14 protein-coding genes and 1 pseudogene are annotated in these 18,529 nt (G+C 61.7%); 6 read left to right on the top strand and 9 right to left on the bottom strand.

What is annotated here, in order from left to right; genetic code table 11:
* Positions 1–11: 11 nt before the first annotated feature.
* The 4 genes and pseudogenes from PSH59_RS26280 to PSH59_RS10320 all read right to left on the bottom strand — a co-directional run bounded on the left by PSH59_RS26280 (position 12) and on the right by PSH59_RS10320 (position 5,267).
* Positions 12–716, bottom strand: coding sequence for a methyl-accepting chemotaxis protein (locus tag PSH59_RS26280; RefSeq protein ID WP_370694417.1), 705 nt, complete (start codon positions 714–716; stop codon positions 12–14).
* A gap of 201 nt (positions 717–917) precedes the next feature.
* Positions 918–1,289 (bottom strand): annotated as a pseudogene (locus tag PSH59_RS26275) (methyl-accepting chemotaxis protein); the annotation flags it as partial.
* Positions 1,290–2,304: 1,015 nt separating this feature from the next.
* Positions 2,305–3,555 (bottom strand): glycoside hydrolase family 68 protein, encoded by a 1,251-nt coding sequence (locus PSH59_RS10325; protein WP_248081509.1) that lies wholly within the window; start codon positions 3,553–3,555, stop codon positions 2,305–2,307.
* A gap of 212 nt (positions 3,556–3,767) precedes the next feature.
* Positions 3,768–5,267 (bottom strand): CoA-acylating methylmalonate-semialdehyde dehydrogenase, encoded by a 1,500-nt coding sequence (locus PSH59_RS10320; RefSeq protein ID WP_248081507.1) that lies wholly within the window; start codon positions 5,265–5,267, stop codon positions 3,768–3,770.
* Between the two features lie 108 nt (positions 5,268–5,375).
* On the opposite strand from PSH59_RS10320, the gene PSH59_RS10315 reads away from it, so the two are divergent.
* The 4 genes from PSH59_RS10315 (at position 5,376) to PSH59_RS10300 (ending at position 12,058) form a co-directional block, all read left to right on the top strand.
* Positions 5,376–6,314 (top strand): LysR family transcriptional regulator, encoded by a 939-nt coding sequence (locus PSH59_RS10315; protein WP_305394965.1) that lies wholly within the window; start codon positions 5,376–5,378, stop codon positions 6,312–6,314.
* Between the two features lie 206 nt (positions 6,315–6,520).
* The gene (locus tag PSH59_RS10310; protein WP_305394964.1) at positions 6,521–8,647 is read left to right on the top strand and encodes a multicopper oxidase family protein; all 2,127 of its coding nucleotides are present in this window, start codon (positions 6,521–6,523) and stop codon (positions 8,645–8,647) included.
* Between the two features lie 16 nt (positions 8,648–8,663).
* Entirely contained in the window at positions 8,664–10,184 is a 1,521-nt protein-coding gene (locus tag PSH59_RS10305; protein WP_305394963.1) for a tyrosinase family protein, read from the top strand.
* Between the two features lie 191 nt (positions 10,185–10,375).
* Positions 10,376–12,058, top strand: coding sequence for an AMP-binding protein (locus PSH59_RS10300; RefSeq protein ID WP_248081500.1), 1,683 nt, complete (start codon positions 10,376–10,378; stop codon positions 12,056–12,058).
* A gap of 24 nt (positions 12,059–12,082) precedes the next feature.
* Here PSH59_RS10300 and PSH59_RS10295 read toward each other — a convergent pair whose 3' ends face one another.
* The 5 genes from PSH59_RS10295 to PSH59_RS10275 form a co-directional block, all read right to left on the bottom strand.
* Positions 12,083–12,445, bottom strand: a complete 363-nt coding sequence (locus PSH59_RS10295) for a hypothetical protein (RefSeq protein ID WP_305394962.1) — start codon at positions 12,443–12,445, stop codon at positions 12,083–12,085.
* A gap of 34 nt (positions 12,446–12,479) precedes the next feature.
* Positions 12,480–12,842: a hypothetical protein gene (locus PSH59_RS10290; RefSeq protein WP_248081498.1), complete on the bottom strand. Its 363-nt coding sequence runs from the start codon at positions 12,840–12,842 to the stop codon at positions 12,480–12,482.
* Between the two features lie 2 nt (positions 12,843–12,844).
* Positions 12,845–13,834 carry a hypothetical protein gene (locus PSH59_RS10285; RefSeq protein WP_305394961.1) on the bottom strand — a complete coding sequence of 330 codons (990 nt, stop codon included), beginning with the start codon at positions 13,832–13,834 and terminating at the stop codon, positions 12,845–12,847.
* 184 nt (positions 13,835–14,018) lie between these two features.
* A complete protein-coding gene (locus PSH59_RS10280; RefSeq protein WP_248081496.1) occupies positions 14,019–15,293 on the bottom strand; it encodes a glucarate dehydratase family protein in 1,275 nt (424 codons plus the stop codon).
* Positions 15,290–16,657 (bottom strand): MFS transporter, encoded by a 1,368-nt coding sequence (locus tag PSH59_RS10275; RefSeq protein ID WP_248081495.1) that lies wholly within the window; start codon positions 16,655–16,657, stop codon positions 15,290–15,292. Before PSH59_RS10275 ends, PSH59_RS10280 begins: the two co-directional genes overlap by 4 nt.
* A 107-nt stretch (positions 16,658–16,764) precedes the next feature.
* Here PSH59_RS10275 and PSH59_RS10270 point away from each other — a divergent pair, with 107 nt between their 5' ends.
* Together PSH59_RS10270 and PSH59_RS10265 are read left to right on the top strand one after the other, a co-directional pair.
* A complete protein-coding gene (locus PSH59_RS10270; RefSeq protein WP_305394960.1) occupies positions 16,765–17,664 on the top strand; it encodes a LysR substrate-binding domain-containing protein in 900 nt (299 codons plus the stop codon).
* A gap of 357 nt (positions 17,665–18,021) precedes the next feature.
* Positions 18,022–18,330, top strand: a complete 309-nt coding sequence (locus PSH59_RS10265; RefSeq protein WP_305394959.1) for a hypothetical protein — start codon at positions 18,022–18,024, stop codon at positions 18,328–18,330.
* The last annotated feature ends 199 nt before the right edge of the window (positions 18,331–18,529 follow it).

The raw sequence follows: 18,529 nt of genomic DNA, 5'->3' as shown, positions 1-18,529 counted from the left end.
ACTCCTGCGGCTCAAACGCTGAAATGATGGAGCAGCTCACGCTGCACTTTGGCCATGTCCGACAGCGCCTGGCTGCTGACGGCGGACTGCTCGGCGCCGTTTGCCGTCAGTTGCGCCGAATCGTTGATCTGGATGACCATCCGACTGGTTTCCTGCACCGTGGCGCTTTGCTGTTCGGTGGCGGCGGCGATCTGGATATTCATGTCGCGGATACTGTCGACCGCGCCACTCATGGACAGCAACAGATCACCGGCGCCCGAGGCCAGCGACACACATTGGCTGGACTGCGCCTGGCTTTCGTTCATGACGTGCACCACCGAATGAATTTTTTCCTGCATGAGCCCGATCATGTCCTGGATTTCGCTGGTGGAGGCCTGGGTACGGCTGGCCAGGGAGCGCACTTCATCGGCCACGACGGCAAAGCCGCGTCCTTGCTCGCCGGCACGGGCCGCTTCGATCGCCGCATTCAGGGCCAGCAGGTTGGTCTGTTCGGCAATGGTGCGAATGGCGACCACAATGCCCTCGATGTTCTGTCCGTATTTCTGCAGCTCGTCGGTGACTTGCGTGGCTTTGTTCACCTGGTCGGCCTGCTGGCGGATATTGACGATGGTCTCGGCCACGCGCTCCTGCACCTTGTGCGTGAGCTCACTGGTATCGTCCACCGCCTGGCGCGTGTCCTGCGCGCGCCGCGCCACCTCTTCGACCGTGCTTTCCATCTGCGTCATGGCCGAGGCCGCCGATTGCAGGCGGTCCTTCTGCTCATCAACCACGCGGGTGGTCTGCTCGCTGTTCAAGGCGTTGCTCCCCGCGGTCACGGCAAGCGCATCGGCAGAGCTGATTAATTCACGGAAGGTTGTCTGCAGGGCCTTGGTCAATTCGTTCAGGTAACCGCCCAACTCCCCGAACTCATCTTTGCGGCTGACATCGAAACTGACCCGCATGTCCCCGGCGGTGAGCGTTTTGAGCACTTCGCGAAATGCCGCCAACGGACGTCGCAGGCTGAAGGCGACCCATGTGCCAATCGCCACCGCCGCCAGTACCGCCAGCACGCACGCGATCAACAGCAGGCTGCGGCTGGTGCCGATGGTGGCATTGGCCGAGTGACTGGCCTGGTTGGCGACCTCCAGGGACTGGCTGCCAAACTCGCCAATCCGCGCCAGGGTGGCTTTGAGCGTCGCGTCAACCGCATCGCGTTGTTGCTGCACCTGTGCGGCGAGTTTCGCCTCGGCCTGGTAGGCCTGGAACAGACCGTCAGGCGCGGTCAGGTCGGTGAGCAGGCGGTTGACCATAATGCCGGCGATCCGCCCGACCCTCGGGTCAATCTCCGTCAGGGCCTGGGCGCGCGTGCTGATCACTTCGTCCTGAAGGTTAAGCACACGCTGCAATTTATCAATGGCCGGCGTGACGGCATGGGCCGCGAAGCCATCGTAGGATTTGTTGACTTCCAACAGCAGTTTTTCGGCGGCGGCCACCTGCTGCGGCTCGCCGGCACTGCGGGCCTGCGCGACGTAATCACGCAAATAGCTGGTCAGTTGCATCGCCTGCGCGCTGCTGTAGCCTTGCAGTTTGCGCGTCAGCACCACTTGCTGCACATGCTGCAAGTGAGAGGTCATCAACGCTTGCGCCTGTTCGGCGTAGGCCGCGACCTGTTGACGCTGCTGCGCCAGGTTCGCCCGCAGCGCGTCATGCTCGCCGGTGTAGGCAAGGGTGCTGTCGAGCAATTGATTGAACTGGGCGATGCTCTCGGTGAACGGGCGTTTACCGTCCTCGATCTGCTTGGGGTCGGTGCTGATCTGAATGGCCAGCAACGCCTGGTTGGCGCGCAGCAAGTGCACGTACAACTCACTGGCGGCCCGGCTCAAGGGCGCCGACTGACCGGTGATAATGGCCAGGCGACCGCTGATGGACTGGGTGTTCTGATAGCTGATCCCGGCCATGATCAGCAGCAACAGCACCAACACCGCAAATCCGCCGATCACACGCTGCAATATGGTCATGGCGACCCCTTTTGATTTTTATTCGTTGACCTGAGCGACGACCAGGCGTGCACGTCCGAGCTCGGGAGCGCTTGGGGTGCTAGTGCCTGTATCGGCTCGCGGGGCGGGGACTTGAGGGCGCGCAGCGCACTGCGTCAACGAACGCCTGCGCGTTGGAGATGGCCTCAAACGCGGCTGATAAAACGCGAAGGGGCTTGCCCCGATAACGGCGGGTCAGTCGCTATTTACAGTGACTGACCCGCCGCCATCGGGAGCAAGCCCCCTCCCACAGTGGGATCGGTTTACGCCGGATGAATCAGGCTGACAGTCACTGACTCAACACCACATCGCGCATCGCCGGGATGTAACCGTAGTCATAAGACTCCTGCACAAACGAGCGATCACCCTTCAATACAATCCTGACCGTGGGCGCTTCGGTACCGCCGATGCGGTAGTCATCACCCTGGGTGGGCACGCTGTCGATAAAGGACGTTACCAGGCCATTGGGCATCACGCAGTGCGAATAGGTCTGGAACGGCTGCGAAGGCGGATTGCCGAGTACCAGCCCGGAGGCGTTCATCGGGGTGTAAGGGCCAAACAGACGGTCGCCGACAAAACCGTAAACACCATCAGGGCCGGTCACCCTATCGGCGTAGGTGAATTTATGACTGATGGTGAACAGGTAATACTTGCCGTCCTGGAACACATAATGCGGCCGCTCGGTTTGATCGTTCACCCCCACGGCAGTGACCAGCGGCGGGAGGATTTCCCACTCGTCACCCTCAAGGTCCTTGGCGACGGCGATGCCGATGCAACCGACCTGATAGCGCGCACCGCCCACGTCTTCATGCCCCGGCGGCACCAGCCCCAGCTCATTCGGACCCACTTCGTGAGTGCCGCGCTCGCCGGCCACGTTGCCTTCAAACACCATGTACAACTTGCCATCCACCGGGTCGATGAACGGGCTGGGATCACGAAAATTCCAGGTCGCGTTCTGCGCTTCGGTTTGGTAATAGGTGCCGTCGGCTTCGAAAAGCGCCTTGACCTGGGTAAAGCCGTGCAGCTCGACACCGCTGTCGGACGTAACCACCTGGCCTCTGACCTTGGCGATCGTCGCACCCGGGGTGACGCAGGTGTAATACAGGTCGATGTCGCCGTTGTTATTGAGCAGGATCGGCGTGCCGGCCCATTCACGGGTGGTCGGTGAAACCCCTTCGGCCATGACCCGGCCGCCGAAGATCCAGTCCTTGCCGGTGCGCGAGTACCAGTAGCAGATGCGCGCATGGCCATGGCGATCTTCCCAATCGCGCTTGATGTCGTAACGGCCATCGGCATTGATGAACTGTGGATCGTGGGGGCGACGGTCAGCCGTGAGGGTGAAGATGACGGACCAGCCGTTGACCGAAACCACCGTGCCATCGAGCGTACGCAACGGCATGGTGTCCCAGATAAACAGTGTGTCGCTCATCACTGGAAAGTCAGCAGGCACCAAAGGCTGGGTCGTGGTCGGGTCGTTTTCATTCACTTTGAGCGCATCAGCGCGCGTCCAGCGAGTGGGGATAATCGTGGCGTGTTTCATAATTAAGTCCTTTTAATAATACCGGTGAGTCAATTCATTACCTGTACACAGTGGCTGGTGTGACTGACGTGACCCATCCTGGGTGACCGTCACTTAAACACTGTGTTTATATACAGTATTCGGCATTCGCTTTGCCGTCAACCCTCATGAAAAAAAGGCCCACGGCGGGCGGGGCTCTCCCCCTTCCACCGTGGGCCTTCTGCCGTCGTGCGTTATTTGGAGACCGGCATCGCAAACTCTGCGCCCTGCTCGATGCTCTCCGACCAGCGCTGCATGATCGACTTCTGCTTGGTGTAGAACCGCACACCCTCAGTGCCGTACGCGTGCATGTCGCCGAACAGGCTCTTCTTCCAGCCGCCAAACCCGTGCCAGGCCATCGGCACCGGGATCGGCACGTTGATGCCGACCATGCCCACCTGGATACGCCGGGCAAATTCACGGGCAATGTTGCCGTCGCGGGTGAAGCAACTGACGCCGTTGCCGAACTCATGCTCGTTGACCAGTTTTATCGCCTCGCCGAAGTCGTTCACCCGCACGCATGCCAGCACCGGGCCGAAGATTTCTTCGCGGTAGATGCTCATCTCTTGGGTCACGTGGTCGAACAACGTCGCGCCGAGCCAGAAGCCGTTCTCCAGGCCCGCTTCCGAAGGCACGTAGTCACGGCCATCGAGCAGCAGGTGCGCGCCGGCCTGCACGCCTTGTTCGATGTAGCCGCTGATGCGCTCCAGCGCGGCGCGGGACACAATCGGGCCCATTTCGGCTTTCAGATCGCGGCCGTCGGTGATGCGCAGGTGCTTGGCGCGTTCGGTCAACGCAGCGATGACTTTGTCACCCACGTCGCCCACCAGTACTGCCACCGAGATGGCCATGCAGCGCTCGCCGGCGCTGCCGTACGCGGCGCCCATCAGCGCGTCGACGGTCTTCTCGATATCCGCGTCGGGCATCACCACCATGTGGTTTTTTGCGCCGCCCAGGCCTTGCACGCGCTTGCCGTGACGGGCACCGGTTTCGTAGATGTATTGGGCAATCGGCGTCGAGCCGACAAAGCTCACGGCCTTGACGTCCGGGTGTTCGATCAGTGCGTCCACCGACTCCTTATCGCCCTGCACCACGTTGAACACGCCTTTGGGCAGGCCGGCTTCACGCAGCAGCTCGGCCATGAACAGCGAAGCGCTCGGGTCGGTGGGGCTTGGTTTGAGGATGAAGGTGTTGCCCGCCGCGATGGCGATCGGGTACATCCACATCGGCACCATCACCGGGAAGTTGAACGGGGTCACGCCGGCCACCACGCCCAGGGGCTGGCGCAGGGTCCAGTTGTCCATGCCACGGGAAACCTGGTCGGAGTGCTCGCCCTTGAGCAGGTTGGGAATGCCGCAGGCGAACTCGAGAATGTCGATGCCTCGGTCGACTTCGCCCTGGGCATCGGTGAATACCTTGCCGTGCTCGGCGACGATGATGCGCGCCAGGTCATCCTTGCGCTCGCGCAGCAGGTGCAGGTATTGGAACAGCACGCGGGCGCGGCGGATCGGCGGCGTGTCGGCCCAATCGGCGAACGCGGCCTGGGCGGCGGCGACGGCTTCGGCCACGGTCTGGCGGCTGGCCAGCGCGACGCGCGCGGTTTTTTCGCCGGTGGCCGGGTTGTAGACGTCCTGATAGCGATCATCGCGGGACACGCGCTGGTCGTTGATGTAGTGCTCGATTGTTGTCGTCATGGCAGTCGATCCAGGTGGGTAGCGTTGGGACCCACGATAGGCTTTCGCTTTGTTCCAAACCAGAGCAGAATCCTGAACTTATTGTCCATAACAGCGAACAATCGGCACATGGAAAAATCTGAGATCGAAAGCCTGTGGACCCATATCCACTGGCTTTCAGTGCTGGAAGAACACGGCACCTACACCGCCGCCGCCGCGCGCCTTGGGGTGAGCAAATCGGCGGTGAGCCAGCGTATCTCTGATCTGGAGAAGGCCACCGGCACGCAGTTGGTCACCCGCACCACGCGCAGTGTGCGGCTGACGGACGCCGGGCTGTCGTTGACCCGTGAAGTGCGCAGCGCCTACGCGCAGATCGCCCGCAGCTTCTCGTCGGTGCGTGATGCGGTCGGTGAGATTCGCGGGCTGGTGCGCCTGACCGCGCCGGTGGCGTTCGCCAGGCAGCAACTGGTGCCGCACCTGTCGGCGTTTTTGCAGCAGTACCCCCAGGTGCGGATCCAACTTGATGTGTCGGATGCCTTGAGTTCGCTGGCCGCCGAGGGCTATGACCTGGCGGTGCGCCACGGCTTCCAGGTGCCGGAAACCCACGTGGCCTGGAAGCTGTGCGACACCGGCTCAGTGCTGGTGGCCACCCGCGATTACCTGCAACGCCACGGCGACCCCCGCGAACCGGCGGACCTGTCGGCGCACAACTGCCTGTTCTACCCACGGGGCACCGATCAACCCGCCTGGACCTTCGAGCGCGGCGGCAAACAGGTAGAGCACCTCACCGTGCCCATCGCCGGCAGCTTCGCCACCAACAACAGCGAAGCCCTGCGCGACGCGGCGCTCAACCACTTGGGCATCGCCCTGCTCCCGGACTTCAGCGCCCATGCCGCGCTGGCCAGCGGCACGCTGGTGCAGGTGCTCAAGGGCTGGACGCTCAAGGGCGCGTTTGCCGATGAGATCTACCTGATCCGGCCGTATTCGCCCCATGTGCCGAAGTCGGTGAGTGTGTTGGTGGGGTATTTGAAGGACGCGCTGTCGGGAGGTTTCAGGTTCACCGGATGACTGGCGTACCCCGCTCTTTATAAAAGCACCTTGCAGAACGCCAAACGCCAACTACGCTCCCAGCACCTGGCAGGCAGGCACTTTGCCAGCAGCGCAGGGTCTGGCTGACCCGCAGGCGTTACCACCGTCACTCGATGTTGCTGATCAAAGGACACGCGGCCGTCCGGCTGCGGGCAGTATTTGCGCAATGGCGCAGGGAGAGCACCATGACTTCGTTTCGTATCGTCCTGGCCGGGCTGATGGCCTGCACGACGGTTCCGGCCGCCTTCGCCGAGCTCACGGCCCAGCCGTTCCTGGCACCGCCCAGGCTCACGGAGAAAGCCCCGCCCGGCACCTTGAAATCCACCGCCCTCGCCGTCCCCGAAACCGGCTGCAACCCTGCCGGTGACATCACGCGTGACGGCCAGACCGTGGAACTCAATCTGCAAGTGCAGCAGCGCGACAATGAGATCGCCAACCCTGGCAACGCCGACGGTGCCAAGGACAAGGTCCGCCTGCGCGCCTATGGCGGTTGCCTGTCGGGGCCGCTTATCGATGTGAAACCGGGCAATACCCTGCGCGTGCACCTGGACAACCAACTGGATAAAAACGATCCGAGCTGCCCGGGCGGCACCGACCCGGCCGGTGGCAAGCCGGGCTGCTTCAACACGATCAACCTGCACTACCACGGCCTGCACGTTTCGCCTTCGGGCAATAGCGACAACGTGCTGTTGAACATCGCGCCGCAGACGAAATTCGAGTACGAGGTGAACATCCCCACCGATCACCCGTCGGGCACCTTCTGGTACCACGCACACCGCCATGGCTCCACCGCATTGCAGGTGGCCAGCGGCGCAGCCGGTGCGTTGATCGTACGCGGCGACCGCCCCTATACCGGCGGTAAGCCTGGCGACATTGACACCGTTCTCAAGACCGCCACCGGCACGCCGCTGACCGAGCAAGTGTTTTTGTTCCAGCAGATCCCTTATGCATGCTTTGACGACCAGGGCGCCATCATCAAACAACCGGACGGCACCTGGACCTGCCCCACGGGCAAGACCGGTGTCGTGGAGGACTTCAGCAAACAGCTTGCCTCAGCCACGGTATGGGACGAGAGCGGTCGCTTCACCAGCATCAACGGGGCGGTGCAACCGACCTTGCAGGGCATCGCCGCCGGCGAGATTCAGCGCTGGCGCTTTATTCACGGCGGTATCCACGACACCGTCAACTTGCAGATCGTGCCGATGAACACCCAGAGCCCCAAGGCGCTCCAGGCCCTCAAAGGCGTGCTCGGCGGCACGCCTAAACAACAAGCCGCCACGCTGACTGAGCTGTGCCCGAGCACCCTGCCCGACTCCACTGAACCGGTTGAGCTGGTACCACAATTCGAAATCGCCGCCGATGGCCTCACACGCACGGCCATCCGTCCTATTGGCCTGAATAAAAAGAGTGTCAGCGGCGGTATCGGCAGCAACTTCCTGCAGCCCGGCTATCGCAGCGACGTCCTGCTGATGTTCCCGCGCGACGGCACCTATTGCATCCTCAACCAGGCCGCGACCCCGGCCGAACGCGCCAACGCGGGCGGCGGCGGCCAGGGCCCGAATGAAACCCAATTGCTCGCCACCGTGATCGTCTCGGGCGGCAACGTGGTTACCGACGACCCGCAACAGTACATCCAACAAGCCCTCTACGACGCGAACAAAGCCAACCCGGCACTGCCCGCCGCCGCCCTCGAAGGCCTGCGCACCGGTGACCTGACGCCCTGGCGCGGGATGGACACCCTGCAAGACGCCGTGGTCAACAGCGACATCCAGAAAGCCGACTTCTTCATCGGCAATGCACCGCCGACGGCGGGCGGCAAGTTTGGCTTCTATATCAACTACAAGGTCTACGACCCGGACCGCATCGACTTTACCCGCCAGGTCAACACGACGGACGACTGGGTGCTGACCTCACAAGTCGAACCTCATATTTTTCATATCCACGTCAACCCGTTCCAGATCATGGATGTGCTCTACACCAAGCCTGGCGAACCTGCCAAAAGTATCTTCGGCCCCAATGGCGAATGCCTGGTGCCGCCCGACGAACGTGGGCTGCAGAACCAGTATTGCGGGATGTGGCACCAGTTCAAGGACACCGTCTTCGTGCAGAACGACTACCAGGTGCTGGTACGTACCCACTACGACCGCTACATCGGCGAGTTTGTCATTCACTGCCACATCCTCGACCACGAGGACGCCGGCATGATGACCAATATCCAGATCGTCCCCGACCTGACGGCCAAGGGCGGCGGGATTGGCATGGCCGGCATGAAACACACAGCCGATGAGCCGGCGGACAGCCACACACACTGACGACAAGGAGTCGGACATGACCACCCCCACCGCCGTGACCCAGCCAACCTGGTATGGACACATCCGCGACATGTTCAGCACCCCGGACCGTCAGTGCATGGCCGCCCAGGGCCTTGACCTTGCCAGCTACGAAACCGTGATGAACCACGCTGGCAACATCTACCAACAGGTCGCGGCGGGCAACATGCCGATGGGGCGGCCCTGGGCGCCCGACTGGGTTGCCACCTTTCTCAACTGGATGAACGCCGGCTACCCAAAGGGCGTGCCGGCCAGCGGCGCGCTCGAGTTCAGCGCGCGCACCCTGCTCACCGCAAACGTGCCCGCCTCCCGGCTGCGCAAGGACATCACCACCTTGTCCGATCAAGAACTGGCGCTGCTCAAGCACGCGTTCGCGACGATCATGGCCATGGACCCGAGCGAGCCCAACAGCTTTTTCGTGCAGGCGGGGTATCACTGGTTTCCCGCGCCAAACACCTACTGCATGCACCATGTGCCCGGCTACAACCCTTGGCACCGCGCCTACCTGGTCAGCTTTGAAAATGCCTTGCGCGCGGTACCCGGCTGCGAAAACGTGACCCTGCCCTACTGGGACCTTACCGCGCCGTTTCCCGAAGTGCTCAAAAGCGCGCCTTTCGATCACTACACGCTGCCCCACGCCGTCGGACCGGGTTATCCGCAGGGCTACACGACCACGCGCTTTCCCTATGAGCAGATCGCCCAAAACCTGCTCGATAACGATGTGACAGGCGACATCAACCGCGCCATGGGCAAAACCGACTGGGAAGATTTTCATGGCTGGTGGTCCGGCGCTGCCCATAACACCATCATCAGCGCCCACGATGGCGGCCACAACTCGATCGGCACGACCATGCAGGCCCAGGAAGTGGCTGCGTTCGACCCGGTGTTCTGGTTCTTCCATTGCAATTGGGACCGATTGTTCTGGGAATGGCAGAAGAGCATGCAGGCCACCGACCTGCACGGTTTGCTCACCACCATCAATGAGGTCAGCGACTCGTTCAGCTACCAGCTCTTTAACGACCCTGCGTTGCAGGCCCTGAACCCCTTCACCCGCAACCCGCCTGAGCTGGACACCCTGGGGGTCATCAACTCGGTGACCCAGCTCGACGTCGACTATGCCCCCCCTGCCGCCGCTGCGCGTGTCGCCTTCACGGTCAAGACCTCGCGCACGCTCGCCGCTTCCAAAGCGTTTACGGTGGCGGCCGACCGCGTCAACGTGCGGGTCAGTGGTATCAATCGGTTGAAAATCCCGGGGACCTTTTCGGTGCACTTGCAAAAGGACGGCAAGACCATCGCCACCCGCGCGCTGTTTCAACCCGTGGAAGTCCAGACCTGCGCCAACTGCGTCAGCAATGCCATGACCCAGTTCGATTTCGAACTGACCCTGGCCGACGTACTCGGCGGCCCGTTGAGCGTGTGGGTGGAGCCGGCCAACAAAGACGTGATCGGCGAACGCGTCCCGCTGAAGCTGATGGGCGACCCCGTCATTGAGGTGCATTTGTTGCTGCAGACCGAATAGCCCGGCGAGCAAGCGTGAAGAAAAAATGCAGCACGCTTCTCGTGCTTATCATCAAGCCAACGGCTCACCCCTGACTTTTTTGCACAACGTACCGGTGTTTTTGAGCGTTCATCTTCAGATTTATGCGTGCCTATACTCGGCCCATACCGAAGACAACACTGTCCCTACAACAATAATCAAGGACACCGACCATGACGCATCCCTTCCTGGCCGCCCGGGATTTTCTCCTCACACACCGTACCGACTACACCACCGCCGTTCGCGACTTCCGCTGGCCACAGCTGGAGACGTTCAACTGGGCGCTGGACTATTTCGATGTGATGGCCGAGGGCAATTCGGCCAACGCGTTGTGGATCGTCGAAGAGGACGGCAGCGAGCAGCGCTACAGCTTCCAGCAACTGGCGGCGCGCTCCAATCAGGTGGCCAACCATCTGCGCGCCCTTGGGGTACGCCGTGGCGAACGGGTGTTGTTGATGCTCGGCAACGATGTGGCACTGTGGGAAACCATGCTCGCCGCGTTCAAGCTGGGGGCGGTGGTGATTCCCGCCACGGCGCTGCTCAACCCGGATGATTTGCGCGACCGTATCGAGCGCGGCCAGGTGCGCCATCTGGTGGTCGGCGCGGCGCATGTCGACAAGTTCGCCGGCCTGGGCGATGGCTGCACGCGCGTCTGCGTGGGCGCGGCGCCTGCCGGTTGGGTCGCGCACCACGCCGCCTTCGAACACCCCCAGCAGTTCGAGGCCGATGGCCGCACCCTGGCCACCGACCCGATGCTGCTGTACTTCACCTCCGGCACCACCTCCAAACCAAAAATGGTCTTGCACAGCCACCAGAGCTACCCGGTGGGGCATCTGTCGACGATGTACTGGATCGGCCTGCAGCCCGGCGATCTGCACCTCAATATTTCCTCTCCCGGCTGGGCCAAGCATGCCTGGAGCTGCCTGTTCGCGCCGTGGAATGCCGGTGCGTGCATCTTTATCCATAACGTCGCGCGGTTCAGCGCGCCGGCACTGCTCGGCGCGCTGGCGCGTTACGGCGTGACCAGCCTGTGCGCCCCGCCTACCGTGTGGCGCATGCTGATCCAGGAAGACCTGGGCAGCCACAAGGCGCGCCTGAGCCTGCGCGAGCTGGTGGGGGCCGGCGAGCCGCTGAACCCGGAAATCATCGAGCAGATCCAGCAGGCCTGGGGCTTGCCGCTGCGCGATGGCTTCGGCCAATCGGAAACCACCGCGCTGGTCGGCAACACCCCCGGCCAGTGGCTCAAGCCGGGCTCCATGGGCCGTCCGCTGCCGGGCTACCAGGTCGCGCTGCTCGACCCCGACGGCCTGCCCGCCAGCGAAGGCGAAGTGGCCCTGCCCCTGGAGGTGCGTCCGCTTGGCCTGATGCTGTGCTACGAAGACAGCCCGGAAAAAACCGCCGAAGTAATGCGCGACGGCTATTACCGCACCGGCGATACCGCGCAGATCGACAGCGACGGCTACATCACCTTTGTTGGCCGTGCCGATGATGTGTTCAAGGCCTCCGACTACCGCATCAGCCCGTTCGAACTGGAGAGCGCGCTGATCGAACACCCGGCGGTGATGGAAGTGGCCGTGGTGCCCAGCCCGGATCCGCTGCGTCTGGCGGTGCCGAAAGCATTCCTGATCCTGGCCCACGACGCCCCCGGCAGTGCGGAGCTGGCCGCGCACATCCTCGCCTTTGCCCGTGAGCATCTGGCGCCATACAAACGGGTGCGGCGCATCGAGTTTGTGAGTGAACTGCCCAAGACCATTTCCGGGAAGATCCGCCGGGTGGAGCTGCGGCAGATGGAGGTGCTGCGGCGCCAGGGGCAGGCGCGCGGTGAGCACGAGCATTTCGAGGAGGATTTTTCCTGAGGGCAAAGCCGGTGCTGCGGCAGGCTACCAGTGGTACCAAATGCTCCAGATCATTAAGCCGACAAGCCATATGATGCCGAAGCTAGTCGGCCACAACGCCCAACGCCTAAGGGACAGGGGAATGGCGGCCAGTTCGGCTTCGGTCACCTCCCCCCGCTTGATATGCGTTTTGGGCATCGCCAGCAACTGATTGATCAGGCTCATGCGGTGAAACCTGTCGATATGGGTATTTCTGCCCCAAAAACGTTTGTTATCGCAGACCACCTTGTTCTCGCTGAAGTAGCTTTCCAATGCTTCGAGCTTGGCGTATTCGGCGTAGAAAGAGAGCCCCGCAAAAACCAGGCCCCCTGCAAATACAAAAATTGTAAAGATGAGAAAAAAATCCACGGTCAGGCGCCTTCTGGTGGGTGGAATTGAATGGCTACCAGTGGTACCAGATGCTCCAGATAATTGAGGCGCAGAACCATATCGCTCCAAAACTATAGGGCCACAACGCCCAACGCCTAAGGGACAGGGGAATGGCGGCCAGTTCGGCTTCGGTCACCTCCCCCCGCTTGATATGCGTTTTGGGCATCGCCAGCAACTGATTGATCAGGCACATGCGGTGAAACCTGTCGATATGGGTATTTCTGCCCCAAAACCGTTTGTTATCGCAGACCACCTTGTTCTCGCTGAAGTAGCTTTCCAACGCTTCGAGCTTTGTGTATTCGGCGTAGAAAGACAGCCCCGAGCCAATCAGCGCCCCTGCACATATAAAGATCGTAAAGATGAGAAAGAAATCCACGGTCAGGCGCCTTCTGGTTGAAAGACCAAATCACCCTCGATCTCCAAGATTTGCCCTCCCAGAAACGCAACGCCAGCGCCGGCTGTGTTACCTCCTGCATACCCTCCCGCAGAGCCGCCAATAACTGCGCAGGCAAGCGCACCGTTTCCTTTAGCCGCAACCCCCAAAAAAATCGAACAGGCGCTACGTGCCAGCTTTGCCCCCACCTTCCCTCCCCAATACGCCCCCGCCACGCCACCCACCAACTTCCCGGTCTCCACATACTTGGCCCGCCGACACTGGGCCTCGCGCCCGTCGACACACGCCTCCTTGATCTCCAACCCCGCCACGCCCACATCCAGCGCCGATCCCACGTAGGTTCCCGCCCCCAACCACTTCGACGTCTGCGCAATCGCGCGCATCCGCTGCGCATACCCGGCAATCTCGCCCTTGTGCAGATAGCTTTTGGTGGAAATCCCCAGCATCTTCTTCAACGCTTGGTTGCCCCTCAACCCCGTGCCGAATCGCGCCGCGCCTTGCAGCTGGGTTTCCAGCAGCTCGAACAGCACCTGGCGCTGGCGAAAAAACGCTTCTCGATCCAAACCACCCTCCCTCAGGCGCTGATGCAATCGCTCGATCTCCTCCAGCGTATGCGCCACCTCATTGAGATGCCGCGACCACGCCGATGTAGTGCTGCCTATGCCCAGCGAGCTGTACCCCAACAGGCTTTGCAGCAGGTCGTAGTCATTGACCACCTGGGCTGCAACCGCATTATCCAGTTGCCGGCGAATCGCCTGCGCGTGACGCATCAGCCAGGCCTCCTCCATCGAACAGGTGGCGCTATAGGCATCGGGAATAACCACCAACTGGCCAGGCGTCACCAGCCCAGGGCGCAGATGACGGTTCAACACATCGAAATGATCCGAACGTTGCCGGCTGGAATCGCCGCCCATCAAGCGGGATTTCAAGCTGTGATAATCCGTGGTGCGGTCGTTGATATAGCTTTGCGCCATGCCTCACATCCTTGGATGCAATGAAGATGGCGTCGGACTATAAGCACGCGAGCCGGCCCCGGACACAAGCCCGGGTGGCCTGAATTACATTTGGGAAGTTGCCTACATCGCGAGGAATTAAGACCTACAAAAAAAACCCGGTGCGCACACCTGTGCGCCACCGGGCAAAACGAAGCACCTCGCTTCAGAAACGCGGTTTGACGGTTTTCCAGTCCGGTTGATAGCGCTGCATTTGTTTTACGTCGTCGCGCTGGCGAATGCCGCAACTGAGGTATTGATCGTGCAGCTTGCCCAGTTGGTCATGGTCCAGCTCCAGGCCCAGGCCTGGCGCGCGGGTAATCTGCACGCAGCCGTCGACGATCGGTAACTTGCCGCCCTTGATCACTTCTTCATCCGGTTCTTGCCACGGGTAGTGGGTGTCGCAGGCGTAGTCGAGGTTGGGCACCGAGGCGGCCACATGGGCCATGGCCATCAGGCTGATGCCCAAGTGTGAGTTGGAGTGCATCGACACGCCCAGGCCAAAGGTCTGGCACATTTTCGCCAGCACCTGGGTGTCACGCAGGCCGCCCCAGTAATGGTGGTCGGCGAGCACGATCTGCACGCTGTTCAAGGCCACGCTGCGACGAAACTCGTCAAAATCGGTGACGACCATATTGGTTGCCAGGGGCAAGCCGGTGCGTGTGTGCAGCTCGGCCATGCCGGCCAGGCCAGGGGTCGGGTCTTCGTAGTATTGCAGGTCATCGCCGAGCAATTCGGCCATGCGGATCGAGGTTTCCAAGGACCAGTTACCGTTCGGATCGATGCGCAGCGGCACGTCGGGGAAGGCTTTTTTCAAGGCTTTGATGCACGCCACCTCATGTTCGGGTTGCAGCGCACCGGCCTTGAGCTTGATGCTTTTGAAACCGTAGGTCTCGAGCATCCGCCGGGCCTGGGCGACGATCTGTTCTTCGTTGAGGGCTTCGCCCCAGCTGTCGGGCTTATAGGGTGAATCGATGTGCTCGGCGTATTTGAAAAACAAGTAGGCGCTGAACGGGATCCGGTCGCGGACCGCGCCGCCGAGCAGGTCCACCAGCGGCACATTCAACGCATGTGCCTGCAGGTCAAGAAACGCCACTTCGAACGCCGAATAGGCGTTGCTCACCGCTTTACTGGCGTGGGAGCCCGGCGCCAGTTCCGCGCCGGCAATGCTCGCCGGTTTATGGGCGGCAACCGTGGCTTGCACAATGGCGCGCAATTGGTTGAGGTTGAACGGATCAAGCCCGATCAGTTGTGACTGCACCTGCTGCTGGATCGCCAGCGCCGGGGCATCGCCGTAGCTTTCGCCGAGGCCGATGTAGCCGGTGTCGCTTTCGATCTCGATGATCGAGCGCAGTGCAAAAGGCTCATGGATGCCGCTGGCGTTGAGCAACGGCGGATCACGGAAGGCAATCGGGGTGACGGTGACGCGGACGATTTTCAAGAGGCGGCTCCTTGTGGACCTGGACGCAAGGTGGGTTGATGAGTGGAAGGTGTCGAGGTGGGCGGCACACCGCCTCGTGGTGCGGTGCGGGCAAAAAACACCACCACCGCCGCGACTAACGAAGTCGCGGCCAGGCCGTACAACCCGCCCTCGATGGAGCCGGTGCTCTGTTCCAGCAGCCCAAAGGTGGTGGGCGCGACGAAACCGCCCAGGTTGCCCACCGAATTGATCAACGCAATCACCGCCGCCGCAATCCGCGCATCCAGGTAACCCTGGGGGATCGGCCAGAACAGCGCCGAGGCCGCCTTGAAGCCGATCGCGGCAAAGCAAATGGCGACGAAGGCAAACACCGGCCCGCCGGTGGTGGACATGAACATGCCGAATGCGGCGATCACCAGCATCAGCGAGACCCACGCCTGCTGGTGTTTCCACTTGCTGGCCAGGGACGCAAAGCCGTACATGGCCACGATGGAAATCAACCACGGAATGGAGTTGAACAAGCCCACCTGGAAATCGCCCAGATTGCCCATCTTCTTGATCATGCTCGGCAGCCAGAACGTGGCGCCATAAATGGTCAGCGCGATCGAGAAGTAGATAAAGCAGAACAGCGCGATCTGTTTGTCGGCGAGCAATTTGAACATTGACGGCCGCACGCTCTGGCTCGCCTCGCGCGCCTGCTGCTCAAGCGCAATGGCACTGACTAGCGCGTGTTTTTCCTCCTCGCTGAGCCATGCGGCCTGGCGCGGATGGGACTGCAACCAGAACCACACGAACCCGCAGAGCACGATGGAGGCAAAGCCTTCGATCAGGAACATCCACTGCCAGCCATGCAGGCTCAACCCGCTGACATTGAGCAACGCGCCCGACACCGGCCCGGAGATCACCGAGGCGATGGCCGAACCGCTGAGGAAAATCGCCATGGCCTTGCCGCGCTCGCTGGCCGGCAACCATTGGGTGAAGTAGTAAATGATGCCGGGGAAAAACCCGGCTTCGGCGGCACCGAGGATAAAGCGCAGCACGTAGAAGCTGGTTTCACCCTGCACAAAGGCCATGGCCATCGCCGCCGTGCCCCAGGTGAACATGATGCGCGTCAGCCAGGCCCGCGCGCCGTAGCGCTGCAGCAGCAGGTTGGAGGGCACTTCGAAGATCGCATAGCCGATAAAGAACAGCCCGGCGCCCAAGCCATAGGCCGCCGCGCCGATGCCCAGATCGGTTTCCAAATGGCTGCGTACAAAGCCGATATTGACCCGGTCGATGTAGTTGACGATGAACATCACCACAAACAGCGGCAGGACATGGCGCTTGACCTTGGCCGCTGCGCGAGCGAGCACAGTCGGGTCTGGCGGACTCTGGAGGGTATCCACGGGCAACTCCCATTGATTGTTTTTTTAAGGGACTGACCGATGATGGACGCCGTGTATTGTTCCCGTCTAATCTAACTAGGCATTCGATTGATACCTGGATTAGATCAATGTTCGAACTCACCCAACTGCGTTGCTTTACCACCGTGGCCACCGAGCTGAATTTTCGTCGCGCCGCCGAACGTTTGAACATGACCCAGCCACCGCTGAGTCGGCAGATCCAGTTGCTCGAGCATCACTTGGGGGTGGAGCTGTTTACGCGCACCACCCGCAGCGTCGCGCTCACCGCCGCCGGGCGCGCCTTTTTCATCGAAGCCCAGAACCTGCTGGAGCGCGCCCAGCAAGCGGCCGTCACTGCGAGGCGCTTTGCCGAAGGCGATATCGGCACGGTCAATATCAGCTTCGTCGGCAGCGCGGTGTATGAGTTCTTGCCCAAGGTCATCGCCGAGGCACGGCTCAAACAACCCCACGTCAAGATCGACCTGTCAGAGATGAACACCTACCAGCAATACGAAGCCCTGCGCGCCCGGCGCATCGACCTCGGCATCGTCCGCGCGCCGCTGCTGGAACCGGGTTACGCCACCGAATGCCTGGTGCGCGAGCCGTTTGTGCTGGCGGTGCCGAGCGGGCATCGACTGGCCCATGCACAAACGGTCAGCGTGCAAGACCTGGATGCCCAGCCCTTCCTGATGTACGCCCACGCCGCCTACCCGCCGTTCAATGAGCTGCTCACCGGCCTGCTGCGCTCAGCCCGCGTAGCCCCGGAATACGTGCAGTGGCTGGGTTCGTCTCTGACCATCCTGGCGCTGGTCAACGCCGGCATGGGCCTGGCCCTGGTGCCCCGCTGCGCCAGCAGTGTGGTGTTCAAGAACGTGGTGTTCCGCGACATCGACCTGGGCGAAGGCGCGCAGAGCGAGTTGCACCTGATCTGGCGCGAAGACAATGACAATCCGGCGTTTGGGATGTTGCTGGAGGGGATTCGCAATGCGGTGCGCGAGGGATGGGGTTGAGTGGCGATGACCGACACGCCATGGCGATCATTGCTGGCACTTGGTCATGATTTGTAAAGGGCCAGCAAGGCGCGTCCCTTTTAATTGCAGGACGTTTCCGAGACAATCCCCGCCGCCTTGCGCCTGCTGAAATCGGTGGCTAGTCTGCGGCCCGTCACTGCTTATCGGTGATCGGGTTTAGTCGCCCGTATTCTGAACAGGCGCATGCTCCCATGAGGCTTTATGGTAGCTGTGCGCAGGGCGCCCTCGGGCGCGCCGGGTTCCTGTTCTGACCGGTCGACTAACCTGCGTACAGCCGCCACCTTCGTTTAGTCGCGAAAAGTGTCGGCTCCTTGATATTCAGACAGGAGCTACACCATGAACAAAGTCCTACCCGACCCACCTATCGATCCCGCCAAAGACCGCGCCGCCTTCAACCGCGCCATCGACCATTACCTGCCCACCCAAGGCTTTCACACCGTCAACGAAGACCTGAGCTTCGAAGACGCGCTGCTCTACACCGCCAGCTTGCTGGAAAGCGCTTCGGCCACCGCGCTCGATTGCGGTGAGCACTTGGCAAGCCCCGAGCGGGCGAAGATCCTGGCGGTGTGGCATTTGCTGGAAATCGCCAAGACCACGGTGGATCGCTCCATCGAGTGTATGAACACCTCAAACGTCACTGCCTGAACGAGCTCAAACGGTGGGAGGGGCTTGTTCCCGAGGGGGGTCAGTTAATAGCTCTGTGGCTGCCCCATCGGGGGCAAGTCGAATCGTCGCACCGCCCCTCCCACATTTGGATCGCGAGCCATCAGCCAGATACGCGCAAGCAAGCCCGCCCACCACACCGGCAGCGGAGCACCAAAGCCCCGATGCAGTCACCCAATCC

This window comes from Pseudomonas sp. FP2309 (assembly GCF_030687575.1).
Lineage (GTDB): Bacteria > Pseudomonadota > Gammaproteobacteria > Pseudomonadales > Pseudomonadaceae > Aquipseudomonas.
The sequence above is the reverse complement of the archived record's forward strand: the minus strand, read 5'-3'. Positions and strand labels throughout refer to the sequence as shown.